At 72.8% G+C, this 14,947-nt stretch carries 14 protein-coding genes; 4 read left to right on the top strand and 10 right to left on the bottom strand.

Features of this window, described 5'->3' with window-relative positions:
- Positions 1-27 precede the first annotated feature (27 nt).
- The 3 genes from ACZ303_RS20605 to ACZ303_RS20595 all read right to left on the bottom strand — a co-directional run bounded on the left by ACZ303_RS20605 (position 28) and on the right by ACZ303_RS20595 (position 3,378).
- The gene (locus ACZ303_RS20605) at positions 28-603 is read right to left on the bottom strand and encodes an ATP-binding protein (RefSeq protein ID WP_467340960.1); all 576 of its coding nucleotides are present in this window, start codon (positions 601-603) and stop codon (positions 28-30) included.
- 336 nt (positions 604-939) lie between these two features.
- A complete protein-coding gene (locus ACZ303_RS20600; RefSeq protein WP_467340958.1) occupies positions 940-1,590 on the bottom strand; it encodes a DUF4360 domain-containing protein in 651 nt (216 codons plus the stop codon).
- Between the two features lie 858 nt (positions 1,591-2,448).
- Positions 2,449-3,378: an NADP-dependent oxidoreductase gene (locus ACZ303_RS20595; RefSeq protein WP_467340956.1), complete on the bottom strand. Its 930-nt coding sequence runs from the start codon at positions 3,376-3,378 to the stop codon at positions 2,449-2,451.
- A gap of 80 nt (positions 3,379-3,458) precedes the next feature.
- Between ACZ303_RS20595 and ACZ303_RS20590 the strand changes: the two genes are divergently transcribed.
- Positions 3,459-3,881 carry a winged helix-turn-helix transcriptional regulator gene (locus tag ACZ303_RS20590; protein ID WP_467340954.1) on the top strand — a complete coding sequence of 141 codons (423 nt, stop codon included), beginning with the start codon at positions 3,459-3,461 and terminating at the stop codon, positions 3,879-3,881.
- A 34-nt stretch (positions 3,882-3,915) separates the two neighbouring features.
- On the opposite strand, the gene ACZ303_RS20585 is transcribed toward ACZ303_RS20590, so the two are convergent.
- The 5 genes from ACZ303_RS20585 to ACZ303_RS20565 all read right to left on the bottom strand — a co-directional run bounded on the left by ACZ303_RS20585 (position 3,916) and on the right by ACZ303_RS20565 (position 8,737).
- Positions 3,916-4,104, bottom strand: a complete 189-nt coding sequence (locus ACZ303_RS20585; protein ID WP_467340952.1) for a hypothetical protein — start codon at positions 4,102-4,104, stop codon at positions 3,916-3,918.
- Complete coding sequence (locus ACZ303_RS20580) at positions 4,082-6,079, bottom strand: ABC transporter ATP-binding protein (protein ID WP_467340950.1); 1,998 nt, start codon at positions 6,077-6,079, stop codon at positions 4,082-4,084. The genes ACZ303_RS20585 and ACZ303_RS20580 overlap by 23 nt, the downstream gene beginning before the upstream one ends.
- Positions 6,080-6,556: 477 nt before the next feature.
- Positions 6,557-7,504, bottom strand: a complete 948-nt coding sequence (locus ACZ303_RS20575) for a D-alanyl-D-alanine carboxypeptidase family protein (protein ID WP_467340948.1) — start codon at positions 7,502-7,504, stop codon at positions 6,557-6,559.
- A gap of 229 nt (positions 7,505-7,733) precedes the next feature.
- Positions 7,734-8,498, bottom strand: a complete 765-nt coding sequence (locus tag ACZ303_RS20570; RefSeq protein ID WP_467340946.1) for a CbtA family protein — start codon at positions 8,496-8,498, stop codon at positions 7,734-7,736.
- 20 nt (positions 8,499-8,518) lie between these two features.
- Positions 8,519-8,737 carry a CbtB domain-containing protein gene (locus ACZ303_RS20565; RefSeq protein ID WP_467340944.1) on the bottom strand — a complete coding sequence of 73 codons (219 nt, stop codon included), beginning with the start codon at positions 8,735-8,737 and terminating at the stop codon, positions 8,519-8,521.
- Between the two features lie 344 nt (positions 8,738-9,081).
- Between ACZ303_RS20565 and ACZ303_RS20560 the strand changes: the two genes are divergently transcribed.
- From ACZ303_RS20560 to fes, 3 genes are all read left to right on the top strand, one after another.
- The gene (locus ACZ303_RS20560) at positions 9,082-9,660 is read left to right on the top strand and encodes a histidine phosphatase family protein (RefSeq protein WP_467340942.1); all 579 of its coding nucleotides are present in this window, start codon (positions 9,082-9,084) and stop codon (positions 9,658-9,660) included.
- 70 nt (positions 9,661-9,730) lie between these two features.
- Positions 9,731-11,917, top strand: a complete 2,187-nt coding sequence (fhuB, locus tag ACZ303_RS20555) for a Fe(3+)-hydroxamate ABC transporter permease FhuB (RefSeq protein WP_467340940.1) — start codon at positions 9,731-9,733, stop codon at positions 11,915-11,917.
- Positions 11,918-12,095: 178 nt separating this feature from the next.
- Positions 12,096-13,328, top strand: a complete 1,233-nt coding sequence (fes, locus tag ACZ303_RS20550; RefSeq protein ID WP_467340938.1) for an enterochelin esterase — start codon at positions 12,096-12,098, stop codon at positions 13,326-13,328.
- On the opposite strand, the gene ACZ303_RS20545 is transcribed toward fes, so the two are convergent.
- Both ACZ303_RS20545 and ACZ303_RS20540 read right to left on the bottom strand, forming a co-directional pair.
- Entirely contained in the window at positions 13,311-14,750 is a 1,440-nt protein-coding gene (locus ACZ303_RS20545) for a DHA2 family efflux MFS transporter permease subunit (RefSeq protein WP_467340936.1), read from the bottom strand. The genes fes and ACZ303_RS20545 overlap by 18 nt on opposite strands.
- Positions 14,747-14,947 (bottom strand): MbtH family protein, encoded by a 201-nt coding sequence (locus tag ACZ303_RS20540; RefSeq protein WP_467340934.1) that lies wholly within the window; start codon positions 14,945-14,947, stop codon positions 14,747-14,749. Before ACZ303_RS20540 ends, ACZ303_RS20545 begins: the two co-directional genes overlap by 4 nt.

The raw sequence follows: 14,947 nt of genomic DNA, 5'->3' as shown, positions 1-14,947 counted from the left end.
GAAAAGACCGGGAAAGAGAGGAGGGGGTTACGGAAGAGGGAGGGTGAACCAGACGGTCTTGCCGTTGCCGGAGGCGTGGTGGCCCCATCGCGCGGCGATCTGCTCGACGAGCCACATCCCGCGGCCGCCCTCGCTGTCCGGGCCCGCCTGCCGGCAGCGCGGCAGGTGCCCGCCCGCGTCGGTGACCTGGGCGACGAGATGCCCCTGCGCACGGGTCAGGACCAGCTGGATGCCGGCGGCGTCGGGGACGTGCACGATGGCGTTGGTGACGATCTCCGACAGCAGGAGCGCGGTGTCGTCGGCGAGCTCCTGCAGTCCCCATTCGGCCAGCAGCAGCTCGGAGAAGCGGCGGGCGGCGGAGACGGAGCACGTCGTCGCGGGCAGCGAGACGGCGCGGGAGGGGTGGCCGGGCGGGGGCAGGTGGTGCAGCCGCCACCGGGTGGGCGGGCTGTGCATGCACAAGGGAATGCCCGGGGCGCCCGGGCCCCAGTGGCCCGCCGCTCCCCGCGAGGGGGCGAGCCGGTCGGTGACCGGGTCGGGGACGCCGGTGAAGGCGTCGGCCGTATGCGCGGGACTCACGATGTCGCGGCTGGTAGCAGGCATGGGCTCAAGTGCGATCGAGGTAGCGCGAAGGGCGTTGCGGGAGAACTCGTCTCCGCCGCCGTACGACCCTGAGGAGCCTCGAAAGAGAGGGCTGTGGACCGTCTTGTCTTCGCGTGGTTCCCCCAACATTCGCTCGCTTTTCGCCAGAGGTCTATACCCTCTTCGTCACCGGGAATCAGCGGAGCGCTATCGCCGCAGGTGGGGGCGGTATTTCCGGTTTTAAAGTCCCCGTCAAGTCTCCACCAAGTCCGCGTCCGCCTCCGGAGACGGAGGGCCGGGAAGCCGGCGGGCCGACCGTGCCCGGCGGGCCCGCCGGCCGTCCTCCCGGTCGGCCCGCTACTTCCGCGGGCACTCCTTCCAGGCCAGGTGGTAGATGGTGTTGAGGTTGGCGTCCGTCGAGTCCATGGTCATGAAGCTCGTGGTCTTCGTCGGGTCCGAGGTGCCGGCGTTGACGCGGAGCTCCGTGTTGATGTTGAAGTTCCGCTTCTCGCCGCACGGCGACCAGACCAGCGCCGCCACGTCGACTCTGTCGGTCGCCTGCCAGTTGTCACCGTAGGCGCCCTTGAAGTTGTGCACGCTCGGCACGGTCTGCGACGAGCCCTGGAAGTAGTACGACGCCTTCTGCTGTCCGTTGGCGCCCTTCTCCAGGCTCGCGTAGCCGCGGTAGTCGGCGCTGGCGATGGCGTAGGTGAAGCCCTGCGGTACGTGCACGATCAGGTTGAGCTGGCAGTTCTTCCGCGCGTCGGTCGGCTTGGAGCCCAGGCCGACCTGGGCGAGGTACTCGCTGTAGGTGACCGTGAAGGCGGTGTTGTCGGGCGCGACGGCCACCGCGGCGGTGCCGGGACGACATCCCGAACCGTTCACCGTGGCGAGCTCGATCACGATCTTGTCCGGTGGCGGGTTGACGATGACCGAGGCGTCGAACGTGGAGAACGGGGTGGTGAACAGGGTCGCTATCGCGGCACCTGCGACGAGAACGCCGGGCATGGCTCTCCAATCGATGATCCTGGGGACGAGCGGCTGAGCGGGGGCCGGGCGCCGGAGCGGAAGCGGCCCGAATCGTGCGGAGGACACGAGCAATTCAGGGCATGCCCATGACAAGGCTGGGCCCTCCTGCCGCCCGAGGGACGGGAGCGTTCGAATGGTAGGAGGCCCCCACCCGCTCCGCCATACCGCGCACAGGTCATCCATGCCCTTGGCTCGTAATGGCACCTACCACCTCTCACCACCGGCCACTCGGGGCGCGCTTGGACCCGGCGGTCCCTACGTTTGGGCCTCCGGCCGGGGTGGGTCGGGCCGGGGCCGGGCCCGAAGCCGGGCCGGGGCCGGGCCCGAGGCCGGGCCAGGCCGTGAGGACGGGCCGAGGGAGCCGGGCCCGGGCTGGCACTGGCACGGCATCCGCGCCGTGCGGGCGCAGGCGTCGACCAACCGCCCCGCACGGCGGCCGAGGCCGCCAGCGCGCCTGTTCCGGGCACCGGGCCGCGCCGGATCCCTATCATCGGGCGCACCGGATCCCGCGCGCCAGGCACGCCGGATTCCCGGCACCGGGGCACACCGGATACCGGGCCGGGGTCCGGGGCGAAGCCGAGGGCCGGGGGCGATGAGCTCCGGTCGGCACGAGCACGACATCCGCGCCATGCCGGTGCAGGGTCAATCAACTGCCCCGCACGGCAGGCAAGGCCACCGCCCGGCACCGGGCGCATCGGGTTCCGGGCACCGGGCCGCAGGGGACCCCGGCACCAGGCCGCCGGATCCCCCGCACCGAGCGCGCCGGGCACCGGCACCGGCACCGGGCGCGTCAAGCCCCGAGCCCCCATGCACGCCGGGCACCGGCATCCGCACCTGTCAGGGCACGAGCACGATCTTGCCGCGTACGCGGCCCGTCTCGCTCAGTCCGTGGGCCTTGGCCGCGGCGGTCAGTGGCAGCGTCTCCTGGACGACCGGGCGCAGCGAACCCCGCTCCACCAAACCGGCCAGGCCCGCCAGGTCGGCCGGTGTCGGCTCCAGGTAGAACTCGACGAAGCGGAGCCCGTTCGCCTCCGCCCGTTCCCGCACGGCCGTGCGGTCGATCCCGACGCCCACGACGTCGATGAGTATGCCGCCGGGGGTGAGCGTGTCCAGCGACCTCGGCCCGTAGTCGTTGCTGATGGTGTCCACCACGACGTCCACGTCCCGCGTGAGCGCGAAATCCGCCGTGGTGTAGTCGATGAGCTCGTCGGCGCCCAGTTCGCGCAGGAACGCGTGCTTGGCCGCCCGCGCCGTGCCGATGACGTGCGCGCCGCGCGCCTTGGCGACCTGTACGGCCAGGTGTCCGACGCCGCCCGCCGCGCCGTGCACCAGGACGCGCTGCCCGGGCCGTACCCGCGCGATGCCGACCAGGGCCTGATAGGCGGTCAGCCCCGCGATGGGCAGGGCCGCCGCGTGCACATGGTCGATGTTCCCCGGCTTCGCGGCGAGGGAGGTCTCGGGTACGAGCACGTAGTCGGCGTTGCTGCCGTGCGGCGGGGTCACCCACCCGAAGACCTCGTCGCCGGTCCGGAATCCGCCCACCCCTGTCCCGACCTCGGCCACGACCCCGCTGAACTCGTGCCCCAGGACGAACGGCGGGTCACCGAACCACCGCACATGACCCGAGCGGACCTTCCAGTCCGCCGGATTGACACCGGTGGCGTGCACGCGGACCAGGACCTCGCCGGAGGAAGGGCGGGGCCGGTCGGCTTCCGCGACCTCCAACACCTCGGGGCCGCCCAGGGATTGCTGTGTGATCGTTCGCATGCGTTCATCCTCGATCACGCGGTATCCGCTGTAAAGTAGGCACCTTATTGAAAGGTAGGTACCTGATGGATACTGCCCGAATGAACGCCACCCCCGACGAGGCCGGCGAGGCCGACGGCGCCTGGACCGTCCCGTCGGTGGACTGCCCCTCCCGGACGGTGGTCGAGGTGCTGGCCAACAAGTGGGCGCTCTACGTCCTCGGTTCGCTCCGGCAGCACCCCGAGCCCATGCGGTTCAACCAGCTCGGCCGCGCCCTCCCCGGCATCACACAGAAGATGCTGACCCAGACCCTGCGCACGCTGGAGCGCGACGGCCTGGTCGTCCGCACGGTCTATCCCACGGTGCCCCCGCGCGTGGAGTACGACCTGACGCCCCTCGGGCAGGAGGCCGGGCTGCTGACCGTGGCCATCGGCGAGTGGGCGCTCGCACACGTCGGCCACATCCTGACCGCTCGTCAGGACTTCGACGCACGGGCGAGCGCCGCGCCGCGGCCGGTCGGCTGAGCCCGCCCGGCCCGTTTCCCGCCCGGCACCCGCGTCATTTGGCCGAGAGCCCGGGGAAGACGTGACCCAAGTGCACACAGAGCATGGAGATGAGCACCGCCGCCGTGATCACCCCCAGGCAGCCGAAGACGTCGCGCAAGGTGCTCGCCAGCGGCCCCATCGGCTCCCGGGGCCGCTCCGGCGGGGCGGCGGGACGGTCGTCAGGTCTGGGCGGGCTGTGCATGCGGGGAGCCATTGCGCCGAGCGGTGCCGGAGGCGGCGGACACGGGGGAACCGATGCCGTACTGGGCCGCCTGCAGTTCGTACATCGAGCGGTACAGCCCGCCCTCGACGGCCATCAGCTCCTCGTGGGTGCCCTTGCCCACGAGACGGCCGCGGTCCAGGACGTAGATCAGGTCGGCGGTCGCGGTCGCGGCGAGGCGGTGGGTGATCAGCAGCACCGTCGTGCCGTCGTCGGTCAGCGTCCGCAGCGACTGGAACGCGTCGACCTCCGCCTTCGGGTCCAGCGCCGAGGTCGGCTCGTCGACGATGAGCAGGGGCGCGCGGCGGTAGCGGGCGCGGGCGCTGCCCAGCCGCTGCCACTGCCCGCCGGAGATCTGGGTGCCGCGCTCGAAGCCCTTGATCACCAGGCTGTCCCACTCGTGCGGCAGGGACTTGACGACCTCGGCCGCGTCGGCCTCGGCGGCCGCGCGGTCGATGCGTCCCTGGTCCAGCGGCTGACGGGGGCGGCCGATGTGGACATTGGCGCGAGCCGTCATGGGCCAGCGGGGGAAGTCCTGGGAGAGCACGGCGACGCGGTCGAAGAGCTGGTCCCGGTCGGCCTCGCGGATGTCGACGCCGTTCCAGGACAGCCGCCCCGAGGTGGGCAGATAGAGCCCGGCCACGAGCTTGGACAGCGTCGTCTTGCCGGAACCGTTCTCGCCGACGAGGGCGACGACCTTCCCCCGCGGGATGGCCAGGCTGACGTCGTGGAGCGCCGGGGCGGCGGTGTCGGGATAGACGAAGGACACCTTCTCCAGCCGGATCTCCTCCACCCCGCCCGTCAGCGGGGTGCCGCCGGTGGGGATGGCCTGCCGCTCGGCGGCCGCGCAGGCGTCCTCCAGATCACCGAGGTACATGGCCTCTTCGTAGAGGCGGTTGATCTGCATGACCAGGGAGGTGAGGACGGAGCTGGAGGAGCGTACGGCGATCACGGCGGTGCCGGCGACGGCCAGCGGCATGCCGCCGGCGGCGAGCAGCGCCCACAGCACCCCGTACGCGGCGAGCGCCGCGACCCCCGACAGCGCGGAGGCGGCGCTCTGGGTGGCGGCCTGGGCGCGGGCCAGCCGCTGTTGTTCCTTCTCCATGGTGGCGGACATGTCGTCGTAGGCGTCGACCAGCATCCCGCCCGCGCCGTGGACGCGGATCTCGGCGGCGGAGTCCTGGGCGGTGAGCGTGGAGGTGATGACGGAGATGGCGCGCCGGTGCTCGATCCACGCGTGCCGCGAGGCGTACTGCCGGCGGGCGGAGACCACCGCGCCCCAGCCCTTGGGCGCGGCGATCAGCACCAGCATGCACACCAGCGCCGGGTGGAGCAGCGCCAGCACGCCGGCGGACGCGACCAGCCCGATCAGGGCGTTGAGGACCATCACCGAGGAGCTCAGCATCATCCGCACCGAGTCGGTGCCGAAGCGCCCGGCGTCGAGCATGCGGTGGAATTCCTTGTTCTCCAGCGCCGCGAGCTCCACGCGGACCGCGGTCCGGTAGAAGCGGGCGGTGCACACACGCTCGACCTTGGGCTCCAGCTGTCCGGCGGCCGCCACGGAGACGGCCGACAGCAGAGCGGAGCAGGCGGCGACCACGGTGACCGCCAGCAGCGCGGGCAGGGCCGTGCGCAGCCGCTCGGGGGTGGGACCGGCCGAGAAGAGGGCGACGAGCACCCGGCTGGTGGCGATCAGCCCGAAGGCGCGGGCCAGGCCCTGTCCCAGCTCGGCGCCGAGCAGGGTGAGCAGCGCGGCGGGGTCCTCGCGCCAGGCGGCGCGCGCCACGGTGCCGACCATGGCCGGGAACTGCCGTGCCATCGACCAGAACGTCAGCCGCAGCAGGGGCTGCTCACGGGTGGCGAAGGGACCGTCGTACCGCAAGGCACCGCCGAACAGCAGGAGTTCGCTGTCGGAAACGGGGAAGTCGTGAACGGTCCGCTGCCCGAAGAGCGTCATCGTGCCTCCGGCCCGTCGTTCGCCGCGGCCGCCGGGAGCCTCGGTGGCCTCGACGGCCTCGGTGCCAGGACCCTCGGGCGGTGGGCTCGGAGCTCTTTTCGGGCGGACATGACGCCTCCAGGGGTCGTTGGACGAGGTGGTGGCTGCGCTCCCGTTCTCGGGCAGGGGTGTGGCCCATGGGCACGTGGAAGCCGCGGTCGCGGTGACGTACCGAAGGAGGGGGGACGGACTCGGCGTGGTGAACGGCCTCCGGGGGACGGTGGTTCAGTCCGACACCGTCGGTCGAGGCGGCGGGCCCGGCGCCCGTTTCCGGACAGGAAGACTCTATCCGCCGGTACGCCAGGGGGAGTTCACCATCCTCCACATCCCTGCTGACGGTTCACTCGTTCAGGTATAAATCAAGCCCGGACCCTGGCGGGGGTCCGGGCCGATGGAACTGGCACTGACGAAACCGTTCCGCCGGGCGGTTACGGAGCGTCAGTCCTCGCGTGTCGTCACGGGGAGCTGACGCAGCTTCAGCGGGGTGTGCTTCTTGTACGCGAAGTCCAGCATCCTGGCGGCGTCGGGGTAGCGGCCGTCGCGGTCGTCGAGGACGACGCCGATCACGGTCCGGCCCGAGCGCTTGGCGGCGAAGACCAGGCAGGGGCCGGCGGCCGTGGTGGTGCCGGTCTTGATGCCGATCACACCGCTGTAGGAGCCGAGCAGCTGGTTGGTGTTGTACCAGGTGTAGAGGCGGTTGACGTTGGTCGCCTTCTGCTGGGTGCTCATGGCGCCCATGACCTGCGCGAGGGTGCGGTTGCCCAGCGCGTGGCGGGAGAGCTTCGCCAGGTCCCGCGGGGTGCTGACGTTGCCGCCCCGGGAGGAGATGCCGTCGAAGGAGTCGTAGTGGGTGTCGCGCAGGCCCAGTCGCGCGGCCTTCTCGTTCATCCGGGCGATGAAGGATGCGGTCCGCTCGTCCTCGCTCGCGCCGCTGCCGAAGGAGTCGGCGAGCGCGTAGGCGGCGTCGCAGCCCGACGGCAGCATCAGCGCGTACAACAGCTGCCGGACCGTCAGTTTGTCGCCGGTGCGCAGGTCGGCGGTGCTGGCGCCGGTTCGTACGACGTAGTCGCGGTAGGACTGCTCGATCTCGACCGGTCTGTCGAGGTCCACCCCGGGGGTGTCGAGCACCACGACCGCGGTCATGATCTTGGTGATGCTGGCCATCTGCCGCCGGGTGTCCGCGTCCTTGCCCCACAGGGCGCGGTTGGCGCCGCTGTCGAGCAGGAAGGCGCCCTTCGCGGAGATTCCCGACGGACCGTGCGTGGCCTCGGCCACGGGGGCCGGGAGTACGACGGCCAGGGCCGCGGCCGACGCGGCCAGCGACGCCGCCCAGCGGCTCCTCCGGTCGGCCGGTGTTCCCCCACAGCGCTCCAATGCGTGCTCCATTTCCTCGTGTTCCGGGTCGGGGCGAGCGCATCGTCGCACCCGTCCGGACCGGTCAGGAAATCGGAAAACCCTAATGGGTGAGGGGGTAGGGGGACCGCTGACGGCGAGGTACCGAGGCTGTCGGTGTGCGGGTGGGTACGGCGGCCGCCGCGCGTCTCGTCACCGGGGGCACATGCCGGAGCCCGCCCGGAGTCGACCGGACGGGCTCTGGCTCGGAGCGGGCGCGGATTCAGTGGGTCGAAGCGGCCGTTCGCGCGGCCACCTCGGGCTTCCGGTCGGACGCCGCCCTGGGGAGGAGGAGACGTTCGGCCAGGTGGCCGAAGACGAGACCGAACCCCGTCCACAGGAGGATCTGCATGGCGAGGGCCGAGAGCCGGAACCGCCAGAGCAGCGTGGCGGAGAAGTCCTCGGGGACCTCGTTGATCGCGGGCAGGAACGCATAGGCGAGACCGACCGCGACCACGAAGGCCGCGCCCGCCGCGACGGTGGCGTTCCAATTGCCCAGTCCGGGCGCCAGCCGCCTGCCCAGGACGACCGCACCGACCGCCAGCAGCACGCTGAGCGCGATCATCAGGAAGTACAGCGTGGTGCGTTTGCCGATGGTGTCGGGGTCACCGACGGACGGCGGGTTGGCCGGGTATTTCAGGAACGGCACCACATAGACGGTCAGGAGCGCGCCGAGCGACACCAGGGCGGCCGTCGCCCGGGGGCCGAACCGGCCGACGCGCCCGAGCGCGACGGAGAAGGCCAGCGCGGCGATGCCGCCGAGCGCGACACCGTAGACGAGGATGCCGGTGGCCAGACCGGCGGTGGACTGGAGGGTGCGGCTGACGGCTTCCTCGCCGTGCTCGTGGCTGTGCGCCTCTTCGAAGGCGATGGCGGAGTCCACTTGGGGCTCGCCGAGGAGATAGGCGACGATGAGGGCCAGGACGCCGGCGGCGAGGCCGGCGAGCATGCCGCGTACGAGCAGGGCTCTTACGGAGACGGAGTTCACGAGTCGGTGCTCCCGCGTCGTCAGTGGCAGGGGAAACCGAGCAGGTGGCGGCCGTCGTGCAGCCACTCGTGGACGTTCTCGCCGGAGATGACGGAGGTGGCGCCCTGCTCGGCGCCGACGAAATACAGCAGGACGAGCATCAGGATGCCGACGAAGAGCGCCCACGGGGCGATCGCCTTCAGCGAGATGGGGGCGACCGCCGGTATGGCGGGGCTGGCGGGTGCGGCTGACTGTGCCATGGCAGAACCTCCTGGGGAACACGCGTCCCGATCATTGGGCCTAGGACGACAGTGCCGGGTCTGACTTCCCTGCCGCGGGCCCATGAGCGGGGGCCGTGCGGCGGAGTACACAGTGGCGCGACCGTTCCGGATTCTCACCGGCTTCCGTCACACCGTCGTCTATTGCCACGCGACCGTACCGCGCGCCGAACGACCGCGCCACGGCGTGCGGGCGCACACCCCGGCGCACACCCCCCGCAGTGCCCGTGATCTGCTGTGACGCCCACCGCGCGGGCCCGGACGAGTCGGTGGAAGACGGGCACGAGGGAACAAGAGACGCCGGAGAAGAGGACGCGAGGAACAACATGACCACACGTGTGATGCTGATCTCACCCGCCGTCGGCGCCGCCCTGCGCGAGGCGCGCTTCGACGACGACGCCCCTCTCGACGAGGCCGCCGGGCGCCGGGCCGCCGCCGTCGCCGGTGCGCTGCCGTCGGCCGGCGCCCACCTCACGGCCCCGTCCGCCCGCTGCCGCGACACCTGCGCCGCGCTCGGGCTGGGGGCCGTGCCGGTGACCGCGCTGCGCGACCTCGACGTGGGCCGGTGGCGCGGCCGTTCGCTGACGGAGGTGGGGGCGGCCGAGCCGGAGGCGGTGGCGGCGTGGCTGGCGGATCCCGGCGCGGCGCCGCACGGCGGCGAGTCGGTGCTCGCGCTGACCGGCCGGATCGGCGCCTGGCTGGAGGAGCGGGCGGCCGAGGGCGGCCGGGTGCTGGCGGTGGTGGAGCCCGCGGTGGTCCGCGCGGCCGTCGTCCACGCGCTGGGACTGCCTCCGCACACCTTCTGGCGGCTCGACGTCCCGCCGCTGTCGGTGACGGAGCTGTCGGGGCGCGTCGGCCGGTGGAATCTGCGCTGCGGGGCGCCGTTGGGCACGGCGGGGTCCTGACCTGGGCGCGAGGCCCGCGAACCCGCCCTCCGCCTACGGGAGACCAAACCGCTTAGGCTAGCCTTACCTTATGACTCTGTCGCAAGTGGGCCCTCCGGAGGTGCGGCCCGTAGGCCAACAGGCCCCGGCGGGCCGCCGGCACGGCACCCGGACCATCGTGGTCGCCTCGGCCGCCCTGGTGCTGGCCGTGCTCGTCCTGTCCGCCCTCTCGCTCTCCGTGGGCGCGGGCGAGGTCGGACCCGGTGACGTCCTGGACTACGTCCTGGGCCGGAACGGCGCACGCGACAACTCCCGTCTGTCCCTGGTCGTCGGAGATCTGCGGATCCCCCGCACGCTCACCGCGCTCGCCGTCGGAGCGGCGCTCGGCACGGCCGGCTGCCTGCTCCAGGCCGTCACCCGCAACCCCCTCGCCGAGACGGGCCTGCTCGGCGTCAACGCCGGGGCCTCGCTGGGCGTCGTCGTCGCCATCGCCTTCCTCGGCGTGCAGAGCGGCTACGGATATCTGCTGTGGGCCTTCGGCGGCGCCGTCGTCGCCAGCGCGCTCGTGCTGTTCATAGCGGGCCGCCGGGGCGGGGGTTCACCGATGCGGCTGGTCCTCGCCGGGTCCGCGCTGGGCGCGACCTTCGGCGGCGTCACCAGCGTGGTCATCGTGAACTCCGCCGAGACCTACGACCGCTTCCGCTTCTGGGTGCTGGGCTCGCTGGCCGGCGTCGAGGGGCTCGGCAAACTCGGCGGTCTCGTGCCCGTCCTGGCCCTCGGCTTCGTCGTGGCGCTGCTGATCGCCCGGCCGCTCTCGGCGCTCGCGCTCGGCGACGACCTCGCCCGCGGTCTGGGCCACCGGCCCGGCGCCATCCGGATCGTGGTCGCCCTCGCGGTGACCCTGCTGACCGCCGCCTCCGTGGCGCTGATCGGCCCCATCTCCTTCCTCGGGCTGCTCGCCGGCTTTCTCGCGCGGGCGATCACCGGGCCCCGGCTGACGGCGCAGATCGCGCTCTCCGGGCTCATCGGCGCGGGCGTCCTGACCGGCTCCGACATCCTCGCCCGGGTGGTCTCCCGGCCCTTCGAGGCGCCGGTGTCCGTCATCATCGCGCTGTTCGGCGCGCCCGTCCTCATCGGCATCGTCCGCTCCGAGCGGCTGGGCGCGATGGGCATGACCGACCCCGCCACCGCCGAGAGCGCCCCGCCCGGGCGGCGCCTGCTGCCCCGGCTCCCGCGCCGCGCCCAAGAGCGCGCCGACACCCTCGTCGTACGCCGCGGCGCCCTGTCACTGCTCGTGGCGCGCCGGGCGGCGCTCGCCACGCTGCTGCTGGGCGCCCTGCTGGTGGGGGCCGTCGTACTGTCCGCGTACGCCGGGCAGAGCGAGATGAGCCTCGGCCGCACCTTCGGCGCGGTCTTCGGCTCGGGCGACCGCTTCGACGTCCTGCTGGTGCAGAAGTTCCGGCTCGGCCGGATCGTGGCCGGGCTGGCCGCCGGCGCGGCCCTCGGACTCGCCGGCTGCCTGACCCAGACCCTCGCCCGCAACCGCCTCGCCACCCCCGAACTCCTCGGCGTCAACGACGGCGCCACCGCCGCCGTCCTGCTGTCCGCCACCCTCAGCGGCACGTTCGGCGCCTGGTGGGCGGGCCCGGTCGGCGCGCTCGCCGCCGTCCTCGTCGTCACCACCGTCTCCGGCGGCCTGGGCCGGCGCGGCTACCGGGTCCTGGTCGTGGGCCTGGCGATGTCCGCGCTCGCCTCCGCCGTCACCCAGGTCGTCCTCTCGCGCCGCTCGCTGAACTCCGCGAGCTCCCTGTACGTATGGACCTCCGGCAGCCTCAACGGCCGCGGTTACTCCGTCGCCACGCCGGTCCTCATCGGCCTGGCCGTGCTCGTACCGCTGGCGCTCGTCGTCGCCCGCCATCTGAACGTGCTGCGCTTCGACGACTCGACGGCCGCGTCGCTGGGCGTCGCGCCGGGGCGCGTGCGCCTGCTGTGCCTGCTCCTCGCGGTGGGCCTCGCCGGCCTGGCGGTCGGGATCTGCGGGCCCGTCGGCTTCGTCGCGCTCGCCTCGCCGGTCATCGCGGGGCGGCTGGCGGGGCCGCTGCGGGTGCCGGTGGTGGGGTCGATGCTGACGGGTGCGGTGCTGATCGTGCTCGCCGACACGGTGGGGCGCGTCGTCTTCGACGGGGTCGAGGTGCCGGTCGGCATCGTGACGACCGTTCTCGGCGGGCCGTTCCTGCTGTGGGTGCTGCTGGGGCGGTCGGCGGCGGCTCGGGTGTAGTGCCTCCGGCAGTTCTCCCCCACCCCGCCCCTTCCCGCAACCGGGGGCTCCGCCCCCGGACCCCCCGGTCCTCAAACGCCGGACGGGCTTGTTTGTTGCCCGGATCCGGCGGCCAATCCAGCCCGTCCGGCGATTGCTCCCTCCTCCCACCTCGGAAACCTGCCACCGAAAGGAAGCCATGGAGCTGCACAGCCCGACGCTTCGCATGCTCGCCCAGGCCGTCGAGGCCGAAGAGCCCGGCGCCGTCGACGAATTCTGGCGGTGCGCCCAGCGCATCGGCACACCCCTCGTCGAACCCGACCCCACCGACCCGGCATACCGCCTCGTCACCTTCCTCCGGCGCGACGACCCCGCCGCCCCCGCCACCGACGTGCTGACCCTCCTCCACACCGTCACCGACAAGGACCGCCACGCGCGCGACCTGTCCCCCCACCTCATGGAGAAGTTGCCCGGCACCGACGTGTGGGCCATCACCCACCGGCTGCGGGCCGACCACCGTGCCTCGTACCAGTTCTCCGTGCACCGCGGCCCCCGCGAGGACGCCCTGCGTACCGACCGCGCGTCGTGGCTCGGCGTGCTGGACACGGCCGTGCCCGATCCGCTGAACACCGCCCCCGTGCTGCCCTCCCGCGACGGCCGCCACCCCTCCTCCGTGCTGGAGCTGCCCGACGCCCCGGCCCAGACATGGGCCCACCGGCGCGCGGACGTGCCGCGCGGCGCCTGCGTCGACGCGGAGGTCGACGGGCGGCGCGTGGGCGCGCACCTGCCCGCCGGGCACACGGCGGACGGCGGCTCGTACGCCGTGGCCGTGCTGCTGGACGGCGAGATGTGGGGGCCGGTCCTGGACTTCGCCGCCACGCTCGACAACCTGCATGCGGAGAAGGCCATTCCGCCGACGGTCACCCTGTTCGTGGAGACCATGGGCCGCGACCGCCGGATGGCCGACCTCAGTTGCAGTGAGCGGTTCGTGGACTGGCTGGCCGATGTGCTGCTGCCGTGGGCCGCGCGGTCGTACGGCGTCGCGGACGACCCGGCGCGTACGGTCGTGGCGGGGCAGAGCGCGGGCGGGCTGACGGCGGCGTTCGCGGCGTTCCGTCGGCCGGAGCGGTTCGGGAACGCGCTGTCGCAGTCGGGCTCGTTCTGGTGGCCGGACGGGACGGAGTTCGACAGCGGCAGCGAGTGGCTGACCCGCCAGTACGCGACGCGCGAGAAGCTGCCCGTCCGCTTCCACCTGGAGGTGGGGCTGCAGGAGTGGATGCTCCTCCCCCAGAACCGCCATCTGCGCGATGTGCTCCAGGCGCGCGGTTACGAGGTGACGTACGACGAGTTCAACGGCGGCCACGACTACGCCTGCTGGCGTGGCGGGCTCGCCGTCGGACTTGTCGGACTGCTGTCAGGCGGCCGTCGCTGACTCCTGCTCCCGCGGTGCGTCCGGCTCATCGTCGAAGGGCGGCGGGCCGGGGGCGTCCTTGGGCAGCCGCAGGGCGAAGAGCGTCCCGAGGGCGATCAGACCGGCGGTGGTGAGGATCGCCGCACGGTACGGGCCGGGGGCCACGTCGTGACCGCCGTGGCCGTCCGCGCCGCCCGCCGCCGCGATGACCGCCGCAGTCGCGGCGATGCCCAGCGCGCCGCCGAGCGTCCGCACGATGGTGAACAGGCCCATCGCCTGACCCATGGCCGGGGGCGGGACGTCCGCGAACCCGGCGATCTGGACGGTGAGCACGGCGGTGCCCAGCACGAGGCCGACGCAGAACATCAGCGCCCGTACGACCCAGGTGTTCTCGGCGACGCCCGGTACGGCCAGGGCCGCGAAGACCGCGGTCGCCAGCACCAGGGCGGGCGCGGCGAGCAGGCGCGGGCCGAGCCTGGGCATGAGGCGGTCGACGGCCTGTGAGGCCAGCATCAGCCCGAGCGCCTCGGGGAAGACGCTCAGCCCGGCGTCCAGGGCGGAGGCGCCGAGCGCCGCCTGGTAGAGCAGCGGGAAGGCGAACAGGACGCCCATCAGGCCGGCCGAGGTGACCAGGGCCAGGACGGTCGCGGACGCGAAGACCTTGTCGGCGAGCAGCCGCAGTTCAAGCAGCGGGTTCCCGGTCCGCAGCTGGTGCGCGCACGCGGCGACGAGGAGTACGAGGCCGAGCGGCCCGCTGACGGCGATGGCCGGCGAGGTCCAGCCGTGCGTGGGGCCGAAGCCCAGCGCGTAGGTGAGCAGGCCGAGCGCGGGGGTCGCGAGCAGGAATCCGGTGCGGTCGAAGGCTCCTTCGACGCCCTCGACGTGCTCGCGCAGCCCGAGGACGCCCAGCAGCACGGCGGCCGCGCCGATCGGCACGTTGACGAAGAACAGCCAGTGCCAGGAGAGGTGTTCGGTGAGGAGACCGCCGAGCGGCGGGCCGAGCGCGGGCATCAGGGCCGTCGGGACGATGAGCACCTTCGACAGCTTCATGCGCTCGTGCGGCGGGAAGGCGCGGAAGAGCAGCGTCATGCCGACGGGGGTGAGGAGTCCGCCGGCGACGCCCTGGACGACGCGCGCCAGGACGAGGGCGGGCAGGTCCTGCGCGAGCCCGCACGCGGCGGAGGCCGCGGTGAAGACGGCGAGCGCGCCGAGGAAGACCCGCTTGGTGCCGAGGCGGTCGCCGAGCCAGCCCGCGACGGGCAGGGAGACGGCGAGCGCCACCAGGAAGGCGACCTCGACGGTGTTGGCGGCCGACACCGGTTCGCCGAAGTCCCGGGCGATGGTCAGCAGCGCGGGGTTGACGATGGTGGAGTCGAGCCCGTTCATGCACATCGCCGCCGTGTAGACGATCACGACGGCGATGCGCGGCGATATGCCTCTCACCGGGACACCGGGGCCAGGTCGGTCCAGTGCTCGGTGATCCAGTCCAGGGCGGGCTGCCGCTCGCACGGGCCGTGGGCGACCCTCCAGCCGTCGGGGACGGCGGCGAACCCCGGCCAGAGGCTGTGCCGGCCCTCGGCGTTGACGAGTACGAGGAATTCCCCGTCGCCGTCGAAGGGGTTGGCGGGTGCGTCGCTCAT

Source organism: Streptomyces sp. NPDC023527, from assembly GCF_055560115.1.
Note: the sequence above shows the minus strand (reverse complement) of the source record. Positions and strands in the feature narration are given on the sequence as shown.

Excerpts from the sequence above, each read along its gene's own strand:
- ACZ303_RS20605 (WP_467340960.1), bottom strand. The coding sequence starts at position 603 with ATGCCTGCTACCAGCCGCGACATCGTGAGTCCCGCGCATACGGCCGAC.
- ACZ303_RS20600 (WP_467340958.1), bottom strand. The coding sequence starts at position 1,590 with ATGCCCGGCGTTCTCGTCGCAGGTGCCGCGATAGCGACCCTGTTCACC.
- ACZ303_RS20595 (WP_467340956.1), bottom strand. The coding sequence starts at position 3,378 with ATGCGAACGATCACACAGCAATCCCTGGGCGGCCCCGAGGTGTTGGAG.
- ACZ303_RS20590 (WP_467340954.1), top strand. The coding sequence starts at position 3,459 with ATGAACGCCACCCCCGACGAGGCCGGCGAGGCCGACGGCGCCTGGACC.
- ACZ303_RS20585 (WP_467340952.1), bottom strand. The coding sequence starts at position 4,104 with ATGCACAGCCCGCCCAGACCTGACGACCGTCCCGCCGCCCCGCCGGAG.
- ACZ303_RS20580 (WP_467340950.1), bottom strand. The coding sequence starts at position 6,079 with ATGACGCTCTTCGGGCAGCGGACCGTTCACGACTTCCCCGTTTCCGAC.
- ACZ303_RS20575 (WP_467340948.1), bottom strand. The coding sequence starts at position 7,504 with ATGGAGCACGCATTGGAGCGCTGTGGGGGAACACCGGCCGACCGGAGG.
- ACZ303_RS20565 (WP_467340944.1), bottom strand. The coding sequence starts at position 8,737 with ATGGCACAGTCAGCCGCACCCGCCAGCCCCGCCATACCGGCGGTCGCC.
- ACZ303_RS20560 (WP_467340942.1), top strand. The coding sequence starts at position 9,082 with ATGACCACACGTGTGATGCTGATCTCACCCGCCGTCGGCGCCGCCCTG.
- fhuB (WP_467340940.1), top strand. The coding sequence starts at position 9,731 with ATGACTCTGTCGCAAGTGGGCCCTCCGGAGGTGCGGCCCGTAGGCCAA.
- fes (WP_467340938.1), top strand. The coding sequence starts at position 12,096 with ATGGAGCTGCACAGCCCGACGCTTCGCATGCTCGCCCAGGCCGTCGAG.
- ACZ303_RS20540 (WP_467340934.1), bottom strand. The coding sequence starts at position 14,947 with ATGAGCGACGCACCCGCCAACCCCTTCGACGGCGACGGGGAATTCCTC.